At 51.3% G+C, this 17261-nt stretch carries 12 protein-coding genes and 1 pseudogene; 9 read left to right on the top strand and 4 right to left on the bottom strand.

Features of this window, described 5'->3' with window-relative positions; all coding sequences use genetic code 11:
- Positions 1–14: 14 nt before the first annotated feature.
- Positions 15–1325, bottom strand: a complete 1311-nt coding sequence (locus tag GE278_20430; GenBank protein QLK62973.1) for a 6-phospho-beta-glucosidase — start codon at positions 1323–1325, stop codon at positions 15–17.
- A gap of 329 nt (positions 1326–1654) precedes the next feature.
- Here GE278_20430 and prlC point away from each other — a divergent pair, with 329 nt between their 5' ends.
- Together prlC and rsmJ are read left to right on the top strand one after the other, a co-directional pair.
- Positions 1655–3715, top strand: a complete 2061-nt coding sequence (prlC, locus tag GE278_20425; protein ID QLK62972.1) for an oligopeptidase A — start codon at positions 1655–1657, stop codon at positions 3713–3715.
- A gap of 9 nt (positions 3716–3724) precedes the next feature.
- Positions 3725–4471: a 16S rRNA (guanine(1516)-N(2))-methyltransferase RsmJ gene (gene rsmJ / locus GE278_20420; protein ID QLK62971.1), complete on the top strand. Its 747-nt coding sequence runs from the start codon at positions 3725–3727 to the stop codon at positions 4469–4471.
- A gap of 75 nt (positions 4472–4546) precedes the next feature.
- Here the strand turns inward: rsmJ and uspA are convergent, their stop codons facing one another.
- Positions 4547–4987 (bottom strand): universal stress protein UspA, encoded by a 441-nt coding sequence (gene uspA, locus GE278_20415; protein QLK62970.1) that lies wholly within the window; start codon positions 4985–4987, stop codon positions 4547–4549.
- A gap of 347 nt (positions 4988–5334) precedes the next feature.
- Between uspA and uspB the strand changes: the two genes are divergently transcribed.
- Positions 5335–5670 carry a universal stress protein UspB gene (gene uspB, locus GE278_20410; protein QLK62969.1) on the top strand — a complete coding sequence of 112 codons (336 nt, stop codon included), beginning with the start codon at positions 5335–5337 and terminating at the stop codon, positions 5668–5670.
- A 107-nt stretch (positions 5671–5777) separates the two neighbouring features.
- Here the strand turns inward: uspB and pitA are convergent, their stop codons facing one another.
- Positions 5778–7283 (bottom strand): inorganic phosphate transporter PitA, encoded by a 1506-nt coding sequence (gene pitA / locus GE278_20405; protein QLK62968.1) that lies wholly within the window; start codon positions 7281–7283, stop codon positions 5778–5780.
- A 322-nt stretch (positions 7284–7605) separates the two neighbouring features.
- Here pitA and GE278_20400 point away from each other — a divergent pair, with 322 nt between their 5' ends.
- Both GE278_20400 and GE278_20395 read left to right on the top strand, forming a co-directional pair.
- Complete coding sequence (locus GE278_20400) at positions 7606–8808, top strand: aminoacetone oxidase family FAD-binding enzyme (GenBank protein QLK62967.1); 1203 nt, start codon at positions 7606–7608, stop codon at positions 8806–8808.
- Positions 8809–8893: 85 nt separating this feature from the next.
- Positions 8894–10051, top strand: a pseudogene (locus tag GE278_20395) (IS3 family transposase).
- 94 nt (positions 10052–10145) lie between these two features.
- On the opposite strand, the gene GE278_20390 reads toward GE278_20395, so the two are convergent.
- Complete coding sequence (locus GE278_20390) at positions 10146–10625, bottom strand: hypothetical protein (protein ID QLK62966.1); 480 nt, start codon at positions 10623–10625, stop codon at positions 10146–10148.
- Positions 10626–11339: 714 nt separating this feature from the next.
- On the opposite strand from GE278_20390, the gene GE278_20385 reads away from it, so the two are divergent.
- The 4 genes from GE278_20385 (at position 11340) to GE278_20370 (ending at position 16752) form a co-directional block, all read left to right on the top strand.
- Complete coding sequence (locus GE278_20385; GenBank protein ID QLK62965.1) at positions 11340–11912, top strand: fimbrial protein; 573 nt, start codon at positions 11340–11342, stop codon at positions 11910–11912.
- A 53-nt stretch (positions 11913–11965) separates the two neighbouring features.
- Positions 11966–12700, top strand: a complete 735-nt coding sequence (locus GE278_20380; GenBank protein QLK62964.1) for a fimbria/pilus periplasmic chaperone — start codon at positions 11966–11968, stop codon at positions 12698–12700.
- A 58-nt stretch (positions 12701–12758) separates the two neighbouring features.
- Entirely contained in the window at positions 12759–15320 is a 2562-nt protein-coding gene (locus GE278_20375) for a fimbria/pilus outer membrane usher protein (GenBank protein ID QLK62963.1), read from the top strand.
- Between the two features lie 259 nt (positions 15321–15579).
- Positions 15580–16752 (top strand): hypothetical protein, encoded by a 1173-nt coding sequence (locus GE278_20370; protein ID QLK62962.1) that lies wholly within the window; start codon positions 15580–15582, stop codon positions 16750–16752.
- Positions 16753–17261: the final 509 nt, after the last annotated feature.

Below are 17261 nucleotides of genomic sequence, written 5' to 3'. Positions count from 1 at the left end.
ATGTTATTTGCCTGTCATTGTTGATATTGCGGCAGGAAAGGCCGGTTAACCGCGAGGTATTCATCGAGAATTTTTTCCGCGATATCCACTGACGGGATCAGCGGATGCACCGAAAGCGCCATTAATGCCGTGGAATAATCGCCGGTGACGGCAGCTTCGATCGTGAGTTCTTCAAAGGCTTTGACGCTCTGGATCAGACCACGTATTTTCGCCGGTAAACGGCCATAGGCCAGCGGGTGCGCGCCCTGACTGTCAATCACCGCGTTCGTTTCAATCACGCTGTTTTCATCCAGATCGGGCGTTGCGCCGCGATTAAGCGTGTTGACGACGTGGATCTCCTGTTTGTTGTTAAAAATCGCGCTGATGATTGAACAGGCGGTATCGGAGTAATACGCGCCCCCACGGCTTTCCAGCTCTTTCGGTTTAGTATCCAGTAACGGGTTTTTATAGATTTCAAAAAGATGGCGTTCAATTTCCCGCGTCTGCTCTGCGCGCGTGCCGCGCATCTGGCTGTCCTCCACGCTGTGCGCCACCATTTCACGCTGCAGATAGAAATATTTCAGGTAGGAAAGGGGATACAGCCCGAGCGCGCGGATAAAAGCAGGCATTAATCCGGTATCGGGGATATTTTTCTGCTGATTCTGGCCATTGCCCTGGGCCAGTTTTTCAATGAATTCTGCCGTAACGTCGCGGCCTTTGACGGCGATCTGATCGGCAAAAATGAGGTGGTTCAGCCCCATTACGCGGGCATAAACGTCCTGACGACACACGTCATAAACCTTCGCGATATCCATCATCATGCTGTTCGCGCCGCTGCAAATACCCAGCGTTTTTATGCGCGAATATTTTTCAATGGCCTCAGTGACAATACCGGCCGGATTGGTGAAGTTGATCAGCCATGCATCTGGACAAAGCCTTTCCATATCGCGGCATAAATCTAACAGCACGGGGATGGTCCGCTGCGCTTTCATAAACCCGCCTGCGCCGGTGGTTTCCTGCCCGAGAACGCCGTATTTCAGCGGGATCGCCTCGTCGTGAATACGTGCTTCCTGCTGGCCGACGCGTAACTGCGTGGTGACGAAATCCGCATTGTGCAGTGCAGCTTCGCGATTGGTGGTCAGATGCACCGTCATGGGTATTCCAGCTTTTTTCACCATCCGTTGCACCAGCGCACCGACGATTTTCAGCTTCTCCTCACCGGCGGCGATATCGACCAGATAATAATCCGAGACAGGCATTTCATCGTAACGCCGGATAAAACCGTCGATAAGCTCCGGTGTGTAGCTTGAGCCTCCGCCTATCGTGACAATTTTGAGTGCTTTCATATCCGTTTATTCCCTTAATCGTAATGTAGTTAAGCTGGCGTATGCCAGATGAAAATAACAGGATTAACCCTGCTGTAAATGGGGTTTAACGGGCGGGTATGGGCAAAGATCAAAAATGCGAAGCAGGTCTAATTGCAGCCTGATGTCACGGACGGGACTCATTGAAAACATGAATGTCTGTGGCCGGCGGGCGAAATCGCCGCCACCCATTGATTTCCCCATCCCTTGACCGCATGTTAGAAGTTACGTCATCTTTAAGACGACCCGAATTCACGGTGTGGTGCGCCACAGGCGTATCACCCCCAACGCTATAACGAAGGACTGGCCCTATGACTGAACAGCAAAACGCGTCGAATCCGCTCTTAAAACCGTTCTCCCTGCCGCCTTTCTCTGCGATCCAACCTGAACATATTGTCCCTGCGATGAAGTCGGCGATCGAAGAAAGCCGTCAGACCATCGAACGTGTGGTCGCGCAAGGCGCGCCGTATACGTGGGAAAACCTGTGCCAACCGCTGGCGGAAAGCGACGATCGTTTGGGACGCATCTGGTCGCCGGTCGGTCATCTGAACGCGGTGAAAAACAGCCCGGAGCTGCGCGAAGCCTACGAGCAGTGCCTGCCGATTTTGTCTGAATTCAGTACCTGGGCGGGTCAGCACGCTGGTTTGTATCAGGCGTATTGCGATTTAAAAGCCAGCGAGCATTTTACTACGCTGTCCGTGGCGCAGAAAAAAGGCATCGATAACGCGCTGCGTGACTTCGAGCTTTCTGGCATTGGTTTGCCGATGGAAAAGCAGAAACGCTATGGCGAAATTTCTGCGCGTCTGTCTGAGCTGGGTTCGACCTACAGCAACAATGTGCTCGATGCCACGATGGGCTGGAGCAAGCTCATCACTGACGAAAATGATCTGAAAGGTTTACCGGAAAGCGCGCTGGCGGCGGCGAAAGCGCTGGCTGAATCCAAAGAGCAGGAAGGCTGGTTGCTGACGCTGGATATCCCGAGCTATCTGCCGGTCATCACCTACGGCGAAAACCGTGCGTTGCGTGAAGAAATGTACCGCGCATTCGGTACCCGCGCGTCCGATCAGGGCCCGAATGCCGGTAAATGGGATAACAGCGAAGTGATGGCTGAAATCCTGTCACTGCGTCACGAACTGGCGCAGCTGCTGGGCTTTGAATCTTACGCGGATATGTCGCTGGCCACCAAAATGGCCGAAAATCCTAAACAGGTGATCGACTTTCTGAGCGGTCTGGCGACCCGTGCGCGTCCGCAAGGTGAGCAGGAACTGGCTCAGTTGCGTGCGTTCGCCAAAGAGCATTACGGCGTCGATGAGATGGAAGCCTGGGATTTGCCGTTCTACGGCGAAAAACAGAAACAGCATCTGTTCTCTATTAATGACGAGCAACTGCGCCCGTATTTCCCGGAACAGCGTGCGCTGGAAGGGCTGTTCGAAGTGGTAAAACGTATTTACGGCATTAGCGCTAAAGAACGTAAAGATGTGGAAACCTGGCACAAAGACGTGCGGTTCTTCGATCTGTTTGATGAGACCGGCGAGTTGCGCGGCAGTTTCTATCTCGACCTGTACGCCCGCGAGCACAAACGCGGTGGGGCATGGATGAACGACTGCGTAGGCAGCATGCGTAAAGCCGACGGTGAGCTGCAAAAACCGGTCGCTTACCTGACCTGTAACTTCAATGGCCCGGTCGGCAATAAACCGGCGCTGTTCACCCACAATGAAGTTACCACGCTGTTCCATGAGTTCGGTCACGGCCTGCATCATATGCTGACCCGCATCGACACGCCGGGAGTCGCCGGTATTTCCGGTGTGCCTTGGGATGCCGTCGAGCTGCCGAGCCAGTTTATGGAAAACTGGTGCTGGGAGCCGGACGCGCTGGCATTCATCTCAGGGCATTTCGAAACCGGTGAACCGCTGCCAAAAGAGATGCTGGATAAAATGCTGGCGGCGAAGAACTATCAGGCGGCGCTGTTTATTCTGCGTCAGCTGGAGTTCGGCCTGTTCGATTTCCGTATGCATGCGGAATACGACCCGGCGAAAGGCGCACAGATCCTGCAAACCCTTGGTGAAATCAAGAAGCTGGTTGCCGTGGTGCCGTCACCGGGCTGGGGACGTTTCCCGCACGCGTTCAGCCATATTTTTGCCGGCGGTTATGCGGCCGGTTACTACAGTTATCTTTGGGCAGAGGTCCTGTCTGCCGACGCGTATTCCCGCTTCGAAGAGGAGGGGATTTTCAACCGCGAAACCGGTCAGTCATTCCTCGACAACATCCTTTCACGCGGGGGTTCCGAAGAGCCGATGGAGCTGTTCAAGCGCTTCCGCGGGCGTGAACCGCAGCTGGATGCTATGCTGCGCCATTACGGTATCAAAGGATAACCTCTGCCTGTGAGTGTGTGTTTACTGTGTGAAGAAGGCGCCGATGAAGGCGCCTTATCTGTTCTGGCGCAGCGCTGGAATCTGACGTCCGACCCCGACGCGGTGATGGCGCTGGTTCTTACGCCTGAACGTCTGGAATTACGCAAACGCGACGAGCCAAAACTCGGCGCGATTTTTGTCGATTTCGTCGGCGGCACCATGGCGCACCGTCGCAAATTCGGCGGCGGCCGCGGTGAAGCCGTGGCGAAAGCGGTGGGTGTTAAAGGGCGCTATCTGCCGGATGTGGTGGATGCGACGGCGGGACTGGGCCGCGATGCTTTTGTACTGGCGTCATTGGGCTGCAAAGTGCGGATGCTCGAGCGTAATCCGGTCGTTGCGGCGCTGCTCGACGACGGGCTGGCGCGCGGTTACCGCGATGCAGAAATCGGCCCATGGCTGCGTGAGCGCATGACGCTGCTGCACGCTTCCAGCCTGACGGCGCTGTCTGAGCTTTCGCCCAAACCGGAAGTGGTATATCTCGACCCGATGTATCCCCACAAACAGAAAAGTGCGCTGGTGAAGAAAGAGATGCGCGTATTTCAGGGGCTGGTCGGCCCGGATGACGATGCCGATGGATTGCTGGAACCGGCGCGTCGCTTAGCGACTAAGCGCATCGTGGTAAAACGTCCTGATTACGCACCACCGATGGCCGATATTCCCGCGCAAGCCGCCGTGGTGACCAAAAGCCATCGGTTTGATATTTATACGCCGCTGTAAATCCTGTTATTGCCCCCATAAAAAATGCCCGCCGGTTCTCACCTGCGGGCATTTTTACGTGAACGCCTTCGCGATTTACGCTTCTTCTTCCTCGTCACGCAGTGGGACGATCAGCATGTCGATATGAACGGTGTTGATCAGCTGGCGCGCGGAGGACATCAGTTTGCTCCAGAAATCCTGGTGATGGCCGCACAGCACTAAATCCACGCCGTATTTATTAATCGCATCAACCAAAACCTGTGCTAAATCACCGCTGCCGCTCAGGGTTTCTGAAATCGGATAACCTGCGTTTTGCGACAATTCATTCAGCGCGTGGTGAGTTTCTTCGGAAATACGTTTCTGCATGTCGCCCAGATTGACGTCGATAAGGCCGGTGTACAGGTCTGAATAGTTCACATCAACGTGGATCAGGGACACTTTAGCGTTGTAAGGGCGCGCCATGGAGACGGCTTTCTCAACTAAAACCTTGCTCTCCGGCGACAGGTCTACAGCAATGAGTATGTGTTTGTAAGCCATAAGAAAACTCCTTCCATAAGTCGGTTAACAGCAATATCAGCATCATGCGAAACTCATGCTTTTAGTATAGCGCTAAAATGGTGAGACAAATCAAGCATACAGATCCCATTTCCTTATCTGACAAAGCATAGATAGAAATAATATGAGCCAGCGTCCCCATTTCCAGATTCGTTTCCTACACTCAATGAATGCAGGGTTCTCCTGCTTTGGCAATTTTCTGTGATGTGAAAAGGGGCGGACCGCGTTGTGTCCGGGGTGTGAAATCGCGGAAAGGCAGGGCGAAGCGTCGGGTGTGTGGCCGGTTGCGGGCCACATTGCGCGGGGTGAGTTCGCCTTGAGGGGGAATCATGATCAGTCCCGTTGCGCTATTTTGGGCTTTATGTTTTGTGTGTGTGGTGAATATGCTGCGCTATTACTCTTCTCTGCGCGCATTGCTGGTCGTGCTCCGGGGATGTGATCCCCTGCTTTACCAATACGTGGATGGCGGCGGGTTCTTTACGGCTCACGGCCAACCGAGCAAGCAAATAAGACTGGTGCGATATATTTATGCTCAGCGTTACGTTGAACATCACGACCCTGAGTTTATCCGTCGTTGTGAGAGAGTCCGTGGTCAGTTTGTTCTGACGACCGCGCTGGTGGGGCTTATCCTCATCAGTATGCTGGCGATGCTCATCTGGTATTAACCCTGAATAATCGTTGTGAGGATGTGTGAAAAAGGAAACAAAAAAGGCGACCTGTGATCCCTCACAAGGTCGCCTTTTTCTTACCTGAGCCGCAGCTCAGACGTTTATCAGATAAGCTTGAGTGCAATCCAGTACAGCAGGCCGGAAAGCACAATCGAGACCGGCAGGGTTAAGATCCATGCCATCGCGATGTTCTTCACGGTTTTCGACTGCACACCGCCGCCGTCCACGATCATGGTGCCCGCAACTGCTGAGGACAACACGTGCGTGGTGGAGACTGGCATACCGGTGTAACTTGCCACCCCGATAGAGACCGCCGCCGTCAGCTGCGCCGACAGACCCTGTGCGTAGGTCATGCCTTTCTTACCGATCTTCTCACCGATGGTGGTCGCAACGCGCTTCCAGCCAATCATGGTACCCAGCGCCAGCGCCAGAGCTACCGCGATGATGATCCAGATCGGTGCATATTCCACGGTCTGAAGAATGTCGGTTTTCAGTTCGCCGAGGAAACGTTTATCCGCAGGCGAGGTTTCCGGCAGCTTCGCCACTTTATCGGCCGTATCAGACACACACATCAGCAGGCGACGCATATGGCTGCGTTCATCCGGTGCCAGGGCGCTGTAAGACGGCAGATTGGTCAGCAGCGTTTGCGCGCGGCCGATAGCGTCGAGTGCATGGCTGCTGTCGCAGTGGAACACTTTCGTCGTATCGCTCGGTGCGATATTCACGTCTGGCGCAGGCACCAGAGGCGTTTGCGCGACCACGTGCGGTACCGCATCAACATGTTGCTGATAGTACTGTCCGAGGTGCGTCACGGCGTCGCGGGTACGGGTGATGTCGTAACCGGTGGCGCTCATGTTAAGCACAAAGCCCGCCGGAGCCACACCAATCAGAACCAGCATGATCAGGCCGATACCTTTCTGACCATCGTTAGCGCCGTGAGAGAAACTCACGCCAATAGCCGACAAGATCAGGCCAATACGGGTCCAGAATGGCGGCTTCTTCTTGCCGTCTTTCTTTTCACGCTCAGCCGGCGTCAGGTGGATACGGGCATGTTTTTTGTTGCCACTCCAGTAGCGACGCAGCAGGAAAATCATGGTTCCTGCCACAATCATCCCCACCAGAGGCGAGATAATCAGAGAGGCAAAAATACCGATCATTTTAGGGATGTTTAACGCATCGACCACGGAGGTGTGAGTCATCAATGCATTGGTCAGCCCAACGCCAATGATGGCGCCGATCAGGGTATGGGAGCTGGATGCCGGCAGACCAAAATACCAGGTGCCGAGGTTCCAGATGATCGCTGCCAGTAACATCGAGAACACCATGGCAAGGCCATGCGTGGAACCTACGTTGAGCAGAAGATCGGTTGGAAGCAAATGGACGATGGCATAAGCCACACTCAAACCACCGAGTATGACGCCAAGGAAGTTAAATACCCCTGCCATCACGACCGCTAATTGCGAACGCATTGCCCGGGTATAGATGACGGTTGCTACTGCATTGGCCGTATCATGAAAACCGTTAATGGCTTCATAGAACAGAACAAACAGTAACGCGAGAATCAATAACGAACCGGTATGAAAATCCAACCCGGCAAATAGATGCAGCATAATTGTTACGCCAGTTAGTGGTCATGAACGCCGCGCATTATCTGCGAGAACAGGGGCGTGATAAAAGGAAAATATGACATTTTTTTGACTAAAAACAGGCCAGAAAATGGCTGTTGATTGATTAAGTAATTATTAATCAATACGTTATTTCCTATTTAAGCATTGAAACATTTGGTTACTAAGCGTCGTAAAACCCTGCTGTGACTGGTGTATATCCGGTCAGTCACTTACAATCCGCGACATAAAGCGCTCGAAATGACGCTTTATGCAGGGCGTATCCTATTTAAAACGTAGCTGAATTTTCCGGAAAGAGAGGCCAAAAGTGGAACAGGTTGATGTGGTAGTCATTGGTGCAGGTGCGGCAGGCATGTTCTGTGCAGCACAGGCCGGACAGGGTGGCTGCCGGGTTCTGCTGCTGGATAATGGCAAGAAAACCGGACGTAAAATTTTGATGTCGGGCGGCGGACGCTGCAATTTTACTAATCTGTATGCTGAACCTGCCGCCTATCTGTCGGAAAACCCGCATTTCTGTAAATCAGCACTGGCGCGTTATACCCAGTGGGATTTTATCGACATGGTCAACCGCTACAACATTGCCTGGCATGAGAAAACGCTCGGCCAGTTATTCTGCGACGACTCCGCCCAGCAGATTGTCGCTATGCTCGATAAAGAGTGCGAGTTGGGGAATGTTGAAGTGCGCCTGCGCAGCGAAATTACCGACGTCCAGAAAACCGAAGACGGCTTTATTATCAAAGCCAACGGCTCAACTGTAAGTACTCACTCACTTGTGGTGGCGAGCGGTGGACTCTCTATGCCGGGGCTGGGTGCTACGCCTTACGGTTATCGTCTGGCCGAGCAGTTTGGCCTGAAGGTGTTGCCCACCCGCGCCGGTCTGGTGCCGTTTACCCTGCATAAACCGCTGCTCGACCACCTGCAAACGTTGTCCGGTGTCTCGGTGCCTTCTGTGCTGACCGCGCAGGACGGCACCGTTTTCCGCGAAAGCATTCTGTTTACTCATCGCGGCATGTCCGGCCCGGCAGTTTTACAGCTTTCCAGTTACTGGCAGTCCGGTGAGTTTGTGAGTGTTAACTTACTTCCGGACACTGATCTGGCGGCGTTTCTCAACGTCCAGCGACAGGAACATCCGAATCAAAGCTTGAAAAACACGCTGGCGATGCAGCTGCCGAAGCGGCTGGTGGAATGCCTGCAAACCCTCGGTCAGCTGCCAGACGTCACGCTGAAACAGTTGAACGTGCCGCAACAGGCCGAACTGGTAGAGCAACTGCAGAACTGGCAGGTGCAGCCAAACGGCACCGAGGGTTACCGCACGGCGGAAGTGACCCTCGGCGGTGTCGATACCAAAGAGCTTTCTTCGAAAACGATGGCGGCAGCCAAAGTCCCCGGTCTGTATTTCATCGGCGAAGTGGTGGATGTCACCGGCTGGCTGGGAGGCTACAATTTCCAGTGGGCGTGGAGCTCCGCGTGGGCGTGTGCGCAGGATTTGGTGGCTGTTCTGGAACAATAAACTTTGTACAGTAACAGTGGCATAGTGAATTTGGCCACCTGAATAGAGGTGATATCATCACCTCATAGTCAAAACAGGTGACATTATGACCGGACGTAACAGACGCAATTTTAGCCCCGAGTTTCGCCTCGAACCAGCCCAGCTTGTACTCGATCAGCACTACACCGTTGCCGCCGCTGCCACTGCGATGAATGTCGGCAAATCCACGATGAACAAATGGGTTCGACAACTGAAAGAAGAGCGAGCGGGAAAATCCCCATAGCTTCACCCATGACACCTGAGCAGATTGAGATACGCGAGTTGAAGAAAAGAATACAACGCGTTGAAATGGAAAGGGATATATTGAAAAAGGCTACCGCGCTCTTGATGTCAGACTCCCTGAACAATTCTCATTAGTTGAGAAACTCAGGGCGTGGTTTCCTGTTGCCGTTGTGTGCAACGTGTTTGGGGTTCATCGCTGCAGTTATAAATACTGGCGGCAGCCCAGGAAGCCTGACGCCACGAGAGTGGCATTACTGAGCCTTGTGCGTGAAGTTTATCGCGAAGTAACGGCTCAGCAGGAGCGCGAAACATTGCTGCGATGGTCACCACCAAAGGTATAAAACTGAGCCGCTGGCGGGCAACAAGGCTGATGAAAACGCTCAAAATTATCAGCTGTCAGCAACCTGGCCATCGTTATAAGAAGGCGTCTAAGGAACACATTGAGATCCCTAATTATCTGGATCGCCAGTTTGCTGTTACCGAGCCTAATCAGGCCTGGTGCGGTGATGTGACTTATATCTGGACGGGAAAAGGCTGGGCTTATCTGGCTGTAGTCCTCGATTTGTTTTCCCGTAAACCGGTTGGCTGGGCGATGTCATTTTTCCCTGATTCCGCACTGACAGGTAAAGCCCTGTCGATGGCCTGGGAAGCACGGGGAAAACCGGCTAATTTACTGTATCACTCGGATCAAGGAAGTCACTATACCAGCAGGAATTTCAGACAGTTACTGTGGAGATATCAAATAAAGCAAAGCCTGAGTCGCCGGGGGAATTGCTAGGATAACAGCCCAATGGAACGGTTCTTCAGAAGCCTGCCGGATAATGGGTACGTAAATTTTAGCGAAGCCAGTACGGCGATAACAAATTACATCACAGGATATTACAGCCAGCTCAGACCTCATCAATATAACGGTGGTTTGACGCCGAATGAATCAGAACGATTGTTCTGGATAAACTCTAAAACTGTGGCCAGTTTTTGTTGACCACTACAGTACCTGAAGAAGGAGAGAAAACGATTAAAAAAGGGGATGAGGCCGGCGTTCACGCCAGAAAAGCCGGCTCTGCCCGCGTTGCATATTACCCGGCCGTCTCGTCTTCTGCATCTCCGTACAGACGGTTGACGGTATTATCTGGCAGTTTTTCCAGCTTGCCGCAGTTATACACATGGCTGCCCAATGCCAGGCGGTACACGGCATCTTCTTTACCATCTTCGTGTGCGCCTCCCCAGACAATGCTCAGACGCTCCGGCGCGGTCACATACTGACGGGACAGGCTGTCAAAAAACACCTTGTTGTACTGCGCATAGTTCAGGGTCTCAGACATCTGAGTCTCTGACATAAACAGATCAAGCGCCCCTGTTTCTCTGTTTTTCAGACCCAGCAACACGTGCCCGGCATTGCTGGCAGTCAGGGGAGCCACATGGATCTCAACTGATTTGCCACAAGTCTGGCGGAACATCGCGGGCAGGGCGTCAAACTTTACGTCAGCGGCGGCGCAGGATAACGTCACCAGACACAGGGAAGCAGGAATCAGTAATAAACGGGAAAGTTTGTGCATTATTCTCTCATTTTCAGGAGTAAGAAAATCCATGGCGACACGGCGGCCATCATCAGTTAACAAATAATGTCCCGACCCCAAAAATATTTGAGCGATTTAAGGCTAAGGGAAATTAACGACACCAGTGTATATGCATTGGATCCACAATTTCTATTCTTTATTAATGACATGATACCTCTTGTTTCTGCTTAAAGAGAATTATCCTAAGTATTAAATGCGATATTGTCCTACGTCATTAAACCAATGTGAGTTTTATTATCTTGTTTAACAGTAACTTACGCATGGCGTCAAAGAGATTTGTTAACAACTGGTTATTTTAATGTAAATCAATGGGTGTCAGTTCTAATTAATAGAAATGCTTTTCTGATAATCAATGCTGTTCGTTTCTTGTGATGAGTGAGAATATTCTCAGCGAAATCTGCAAAAATAAGATTTCACGTAGTTAAAGAGTCAAATTCCTAAATACACTATTGGAGGCGTTAAGATACCTTATAAAGGCGATGGAAAAGCACGGCTTCACCACTTTATATGGAGACCTACCAATGGAACGACAAACAATCGCTGGCCACTGCCACTGAAATATACCGTGGCGGCTTTTGTTTATACATCTACTTTGTTACCCGACATCAACCTATTAATTATATTTTCTCTATCAATTAATAGTATTTAAGTAAACGGAATTTGTTTTTTTAGTCCTAAGAATGGAGATTTAACATGAAATTATTCGCAATAGTAACCAGCTTTATTTCGGCTATGGCATTAGTGGGTTCTGCGCAAGCGAGCAATACCATTAATTTCCACGGTGAGATCACAGAAAGTACCTGTGACTCCACCGTTGTCGGCGGCAATGACGTGATTTTACCAACGGTGTCCACCAACGCCTTCGCCCCCGCAGTCGGCTCGCCGGCGGGGCGAACACAGTTTGTGATCGACGTATCGGGCTGTACGTTAGCGCCCGGTAAAACAAAGGTTGCCGCTTACTTCAACGCCAGCTCCAACGGCGCGGCCAACGTCGACAACATGACCGGCTACCTGAACAATATGGATGAGGGTCAGGCGGGCGGTGCCGCAGGCGTCAAGCTTCAGCTGATTGACGGCGCATCACTTACCCCAATCCATGTGGGTTATGCCGCACAAAGTACGGCAGGAGGAACAGGCTTCGACACGGTAACGGCACCTACCGCAGGGACAGCTCGTCTTAACTATTTTGTGGAGTACGTGAAAACCGCCGATATAACTCCCGGCACTGTAGAAGGCAACGTTATTTACGACCTGATGTACGAATAATTAACCCCAGGACAGGGGCAAAATATTGCCCCTGTCCTTTCCCGCGGAGTTCAATGCAAATGTATTTATATATCCCAAAAAATGGCTTTCTATTAAGCCTTTGCCTGACGGTGGTTGGTATGAATTATGCCAGTGCAGGCGTGGTGCTTAATACCACTCGAGTTATTTACAGCGCCGATAAAGACGAAGCCACGGTTAAAATCACCAATAATAATGCCGGTCCGGTTCTGATACAAAGCTGGCTGGACAGAGGCGATGAAAATGCTTCCCCGTCCCGGATAGCCGTACCCTTTGTTCTGACGCCTCCGATCAACCGCCTCAATCAGGGGCGTGGTCAGACCCTGCGTATTACCTACCTGGGGTCTCCGGCACTGCCCCTGGATAAAGAAACCGTTTTTTGGCTCAACGTGCTGGAGGTGCCGGCAAAGCAGGCGACCTCGGCAGACAAAAACCGCATTAAGGTGGCCTTCCGCACCCGTATTAAGCTGTTTTATCGTCCGTTGGGCCTTCCCGGTAACGCTAACCAGGCGCCGTCGCAGCTACAGTGGCAGACCACACCTGATGGTGTGAGGGTAAGCAATCCAACGCCTTATTACGTCAATATGGGGACGGTGACTTATCGCAGCAACGGCAAAAATTATGAAACTGCGGGCGAAATGATTGCGCCGGGCGGGACGCGAAATGTTCATTTTAAAGAAATTCAGTCGGTCACTCATCTGAACCAGCTGAGTTTCACTGCCATTAATGACTACGGCGCCTTCGCGAATTTTAACGCTGGTGGCAAATAATTTTTGCCTGTTTCACTTTTGAATTCCAATCCCTGTTTACGCACTAAAGGTTGTCATCATGAATTATTCCAAAATATATAACAGCGCGCTGATGCAACGCATCGGTATCGGGTCTGTTTTTATATTATTTTTGGCAACCTTTCCTGTCTGGGCCACCGAAACAGTATCCTCTGACGTCGCTGAAAACGTTGACTTTGAAACCGACGCGCTGCGTCAGGAAGACAGTCATAAAATTGACATGAGCCGTTTTTCCAGCGGAGCCAGCGCGGTGCCCGGCATTTACCGCGTCAATATCTTTGTTAATAATACGCAGATTGCCTATGAAAACGTCGAATTTAAAGAAAACGAGAATAAAGACGTGGTGGCCTGCCTGACGCCCAAAATTATCGGGCTGATTAACTTTAACGAAGAGCAGTTACCTGCAGCAGCCAGAGAGTCTCTGGCCGCTAAGATGCCCTGCACCGACCTGAAAAGCCTGCTGCCAGAGGCGACGGTAGAATTTGACAGCAATGAGCAGCAGCTCAACATCACCGTGCCACAGCTGTATGCGAATCGCCTCTCCAGCGGAAGCGTCAGCCCGGAACTGTGGGACAGCGGTATCCCCGCAGCCACCCTGGGTTATTACCTTAATGGCTATGATTCACAGTACGGCGACACGTCAAGCCGCAGCTTTTATGCGGGCATTAACGGCGGGCTGAACATCGGCGCCTGGTACTTGCGTCACAACGGCTCTTATAACTGGACGCAGGACATGGGCGGAGAATATTCCGCCATCAATACCTACCTGCAGCGCGACATTGCCGCCGTGCGCGGGCGGGTGATCCTGGGACAGTCCAACACCAGCGGGCAGATTTTTAACTCGCTGCCCTATACCGGCGCGCAGCTGATCACCGATGACAGCATGCTGCCGGATTCCCAGCGTGGCTACGCACCGGAAATCCATGGCATTGCCAAAACAAATGCCAAAGTGACGGTCCGCCAGCAAGGACAGGTCATTTATGAAACCACCGTAACCCCGGGCGCGTTTCTGATTAATGACCTTTACCCGACCGGCTACGGCGGTGATCTGGAAGTGACTATCCAGGAAGCGGACGGCACCACCCAGTCCTATACCATGCCCTATGCGGCTGTGGCGCAGCTGCTGCGTCCGGGAACCCATTTTTTTAGTCTGACCGGGGGGCGCCTGCGCGACGCCAGCATCTCAGAGGATCCCCTTCTTCTGGAAGGAACCTACCAGCGCGGTCTGTCTAACAGCATCACGGCCTATGGCGGCGTACAAGCGAGCCCTGACTATCAGGCTGTGCAAGCCGGTGCCGCAGTAGGCACCGCTGCGGGCGCCATTGCCGCTGACGTCACCCAGTCCTACAGCAAGCTGGGCCCTAAGGCCGGCGGCAGCAGTAGCCTGTCGGGGCAGAGCTACAGGACCAGCTACAGCAAAATGATAAGAGATACCGACAGCAACATCACCCTTGCCGCATACCGGTTTTCCAGCAGCGGGTACATGGATTACATGACCACCATGTTGACCCGACAAAGTCTGCGGGACGATGGCGATACGGGGCAAATCGGGCGCTCCAAGAACCGCTTTTCGGTAACGGCAAGCCAGGGACTGCCTAAAGGTTGGGGAAGTTTTTACGTCAGCGCGTCCCTGGAAAATTACTGGAATAATGATAAATACAATAATCAGTACCAGCTGGGGTATTCCAACGGGTTTAAGCGCCTTAACTACAGCGTGAACGTGAACCGTACGCAAAGTGCGAACGGCGTGGAGCAGACCCGTTTTAACCTGAACTTCTCTTTCCCGCTGTGGGAAAACCGAAGTGTGCGGGCACCCACGGTCAGTGCGCGCTACAACCAGGATACGCTTGGCGGACAGGGAGAACAGGTATCCGTCGCCGGCGCGCTGGGTGAAGATAATAAATATACCTATAACGTAAACGGCGCGCATGACAACAATACCGGCAGCTCTGGCGGCGTGGCGGGGACCTGGCAGGGCAGTGCGGCTTCGGTGAACGGCAGCTACAGCACCGGCGCTGATTATCACAGCACTTCGCTGGGCATGTCTGGCACGCTGGTCGCCCATTCGGGTGGAGTGACGTTGTCGCCGTTTACCGGCGATACCTTTGCCCTGATTGAGGCCAAAGGCGCCGAGGGCGCTAAGGTGGGCAGCTATGCCGGCGCGACCATTGACTCTCGCGGCTATGCGTTGTTCCCATCGCTGCGTCCCTATCAGTTCAACGACGTGTCAATTGACCCGGCCGGTGCGGACAAAGGGGTGGATTTTGAGAATACCTCGCAAAAAGTGGTTCCGCGCAGCGGCGCCGTCGTGAAAGTCAAAATCAATACCCGCGTGGGGATCCCAATACTGATCACCTCATTGTTCAACGGTGAACCAGTGCCTTTTGGTGCTGAGGTATTTGATATGCTCAATAATTATGTGGGAGCCGTTTCTCAGGGCGGGATGATTTATGCAAAAGTTTCCGAAATGAGAGGAAAGCTGTTAGTGAAATGGGGTCCCACTCAGAACTCTCAATGTAAGGTTACCTATATGCTGGCCCCGTTACCAAACGATAAAGCGGCGCGCAAAATACCGCAGCGTTTTAACAGCCTTTGTGAATAATTTAACCGATGACAGTAGGAAGCAATGGTTCTCATCAATTCAGATTTAAAGGCGAAAAAAAACAGCCCCTTGCTTCCCGAAGAATTCACATAATGAGACAGCTACATGAATAATAATTTATTTAAAAATGAGAATAAGGTACGGATGTTAGTCACTAAGACATTCAGGTAATGCCCCATGAATAAATTTCATTAATTACAATTTACTCGTTTCGCTATCCGTTTTAAAAACTGACGAATAATATTTGAAGGTTGATTTTATGCATAATTTAAAGTGTTTGTTATTATTCATTTGTCTGTGCTGTAGTTTTTCTGCGTCAGCTATCACAGCCAACTGTACTGGGACAGTACCCCCCAAAAATTTTTCTCTACCCTACAATACCTCGCTGGATTCTCTCACGGCACCTGGTAATCCATCCCAATACAAGCTTCTTTATACCTGGAGTGGGTTTGACTGGGGATATTCCTCTTTACAGGTGACATGCAATCCAACTTTGACGGTTGATTTTATTTACTATGTCGTCCCACCTGCTGGCTCAGTACCGGTTAAAGATAGTGCAAGTGGTAACTGGATATTCCCGATACCGGGCACTGGTTTTGGCCTGTCATTTTATAATCTAGATCAGCAAAATGGACCAATGGGAAACTATCAAAACCCGTGGGTAGCTTACAGGGGGAGCAATGGTGCAGGTGGTAGGACCTATGTTAGAGTGGCGCTTTGGAAGTTACCGGGCGCTGTAAATCCCAGTAACGTTATAAATTTTGATGGTTTCCAGGTGATAAGTGCTTACCGGCCTGTTAACGGAGCGGATACCTGGGGTAGTGTCCCCAATAATGGTCCAAATTTGATCAGCAATACCCTTACCGCATTAACGACTGTTGTTTCAGGAAATATTACTCTTACAACCGGCACCTGTAATTTTGATGATATAAACGTTCCAATGGGTAGTTATGATGTCACTTTACATGGTGGCCCATCACGGGCAGGGCCTATGCCATGGAAGGATGCCAGTTTCACGTTGAAATGCCCGCCTGCGATGGGGTATGGCCGAACGGGATCGGTCAATACAAACAACAATACAGTAACATCGCGAACTACGAGTACAGCTTATAACCAGAATATCAATATTACCGTCGTACCTCGTTCGGAAATATTTGATAACGTTCGTGGGATCATGAAGCTTAACAGCGGAGGTGCGGGAGGATATGGCGTTCAGCTTGCCTGGGGTACCGTGGCTTCGCAATCAACGGATTTAAACCCAGCTCAGCCCGTTATATTCAATACTCCTATTCAGCGGGCCACGGCTGTTCTCACGATTGGTTCAACGACCAATATGGTGGTGAATATGGCCGCTCGTTACATACGCACTGAGGGTAACATACAGCCTGGGCCAGCTGATGCCAGCGTTGAAATTATCGCTAATTATAATTAGTGAGCCTGAAAAGACGATACCCAGCGAAATAATCGTTTAGACCCATCAATGATTGTTTAGGTTTGAAAGGTGGTTGGAGGTTGAAAGTCACTACACTTTTAATACACACTTCGTGATTGCAAGAGGCACGGTCATATGTTTATTCGATCAAGTCACTGGCATGTTGGGGGGCGTTGAACCATATCTGCATTTATCAAAGAAAAAGCCCTCAAAGCTGCAAATATCGACATCTTTGTCTTCTAGGTGGGAAGAGGTTTTTCCTCTTCCCTCTACCTTTTCTCTATTATAAAATCTCAAATTACTTACGCACCTGAATATAATTTTATGTTCAACCTCATAATACATTTTAGCCTCGATGAATTATTTTAATATCCCCTTTCCCCTCCTCCTATTAATTCCTTGCAAACTTGATATAGGTACGCAGTTTTTACCTCATTAAAACAACCCATTTCTATTATCTAGAATTAGCTTTTTCAAACGTTGCATTGGTAAATATATCCGGGAAAATG

The sequence above is a fragment of the Enterobacteriaceae bacterium Kacie_13 genome, assembly GCA_013457415.1.
In the GTDB taxonomy this organism is placed as follows: Bacteria; Pseudomonadota; Gammaproteobacteria; order Enterobacterales; family Enterobacteriaceae; genus Rahnella.
The sequence above is the reverse complement of the archived record's forward strand: the minus strand, read 5'-3'. Positions and strand labels throughout refer to the sequence as shown.

Bases quoted from the DNA above. Each gene is read 5' to 3' on its own strand.
- GE278_20430 (QLK62973.1), bottom strand. From the start codon at position 1,325: ATGAAAGCACTCAAAATTGTCACGATAGGCGGAGGCTCAAGCTACACA.
- prlC (QLK62972.1), top strand. From the start codon at position 1,655: ATGACTGAACAGCAAAACGCGTCGAATCCGCTCTTAAAACCGTTCTCC.
- uspA (QLK62970.1), bottom strand. From the start codon at position 4,987: ATGGCTTACAAACACATACTCATTGCTGTAGACCTGTCGCCGGAGAGC.
- uspB (QLK62969.1), top strand. From the start codon at position 5,335: ATGATCAGTCCCGTTGCGCTATTTTGGGCTTTATGTTTTGTGTGTGTG.
- pitA (QLK62968.1), bottom strand. From the start codon at position 7,283: ATGCTGCATCTATTTGCCGGGTTGGATTTTCATACCGGTTCGTTATTG.
- GE278_20390 (QLK62966.1), bottom strand. From the start codon at position 10,625: ATGCACAAACTTTCCCGTTTATTACTGATTCCTGCTTCCCTGTGTCTG.
- GE278_20385 (QLK62965.1), top strand. From the start codon at position 11,340: ATGAAATTATTCGCAATAGTAACCAGCTTTATTTCGGCTATGGCATTA.
- GE278_20380 (QLK62964.1), top strand. From the start codon at position 11,966: ATGCAAATGTATTTATATATCCCAAAAAATGGCTTTCTATTAAGCCTT.
- GE278_20375 (QLK62963.1), top strand. From the start codon at position 12,759: ATGAATTATTCCAAAATATATAACAGCGCGCTGATGCAACGCATCGGT.
- GE278_20370 (QLK62962.1), top strand. From the start codon at position 15,580: ATGCATAATTTAAAGTGTTTGTTATTATTCATTTGTCTGTGCTGTAGT.